We start from the raw sequence: 1,294 nt of genomic DNA on the forward strand, positions 1-1,294 counted from the left end.
TCGACGAAAGCGCGGATCTTTGAGCGCCGGCCATTGGCCCGTGCCATCGCCTCGCTCATCGGCCGGCCTTTCGGCTTCTTGTGATGAATGTCGGAGACGTAGCCGTTCTTGTCCAGCCACGCCTCATTCTTCTTCGAGCGATAGGCGGTGTCGGCCCATACCGTCGAGCCGGTGTTGTTCTTGTCCAGCACGTTGCGAAGCTGCGCCCCGTCCCAAGCCGAGGCGCCGGTGACGTTCCAGCCGCGGATGAAGCCGTGGCGGCGATCGATCGAGGCATGGTTTTTGTAGCCGAAGGCGGGAACGGCGATATCGCGCTGCTTCGTCTTTCCCTCCTCATCGGCCTTGGCCTTCGAGAAGTTCACGGTCCAGCGCGCGTCCCGGTCCTTCTGGCGCAGCTTGGCTGGTTTCTTCTGCCACTCGTCCGGCACCTTTCCTGCCTTGATGTCAGCCTTTTCAGCATCGGAATTGCGTTGCTTCGGCGCCGCCACGATCGTGGCATCCACGATCTGGCCACCCATCGCCAGATAACCGGCCTTGGTGAGGTGCTTGTCAAAACGGGCGAACAGGTTGTCCACCGCCCGGGCCTGCGTGAGGTGCTCCCTAAACAACCAGATCGTCTTGGCGTCGGGCACCTTGTCGCCGAGCCCCAACCCGAGGAAACGCATGAAGGAAAGCCGGTCTTGGATCTGAAACTCGGTCTGATCGTCCGAGAGACTGTAGAGCGCCTGCAGAACCAGGACCCTTGAACATCATCACCGCATCAAAGGGCGGCCGGCCGCCTTTGGCGCCATCGGAGCGCTTCAGCGCCTTGGCCAGCGGTTTCCGGAAAACCTCCCAAGGCACCACCGCGTTCAGCTTCTCCAGTGGATCGCCGGCCGCGCTCAGCCGGACATAACGCTCGTCAATGTCCCAGAATCCAGCCTGGCCTCGCATCCAACGCCTCCGTGCAAATCACCAGGCGAAGTGAATCAAAATGCGGTCTCGATTGCCAGGTTTTTCGAGGTGTCCAGTTGCTTCTGAGGACGCTCGCCACGTCGGTCGCTCGAGGCGTAGTAGATCGCCGCCGGCGGCGCAGGCCCGGCGAAGGGACGGTCATCGCGCGTATAGGTCCAGATGCGCCCGGTCGTGCACTTGCCTTTCGCCAGGATGCGAATGGTGGTGTCGTCGCCATGAAGGCGCTCGGCCGCGAGCACATGGCGCTCGATCAGTTGGAAGAGCGGCATGACGGCGAAGGTTCCGTGGCCGACCTGATCGGCCAGCGTCGACAGCGGCAGGTCGATCCCCTCGGCCTTGA

At 62.6% G+C, this 1,294-nt stretch carries 2 pseudogenes; both read right to left on the reverse strand.

What is annotated here, in order from left to right:
• Window positions 1-933, reverse strand: a pseudogene (locus NKJ01_RS36130) (IS5 family transposase); the annotation flags it as partial.
• 74 nt (window positions 934-1,007) lie between these two features.
• A pseudogene (locus NKJ01_RS36135) lies at window positions 1,008-1,294 on the reverse strand (IS66 family transposase); the annotation flags it as partial.

Origin of the sequence: Mesorhizobium sp. M0276, assembly GCF_040321755.1 — a bacterium.
Lineage (GTDB): Bacteria > Pseudomonadota > Alphaproteobacteria > Rhizobiales > Rhizobiaceae > Mesorhizobium.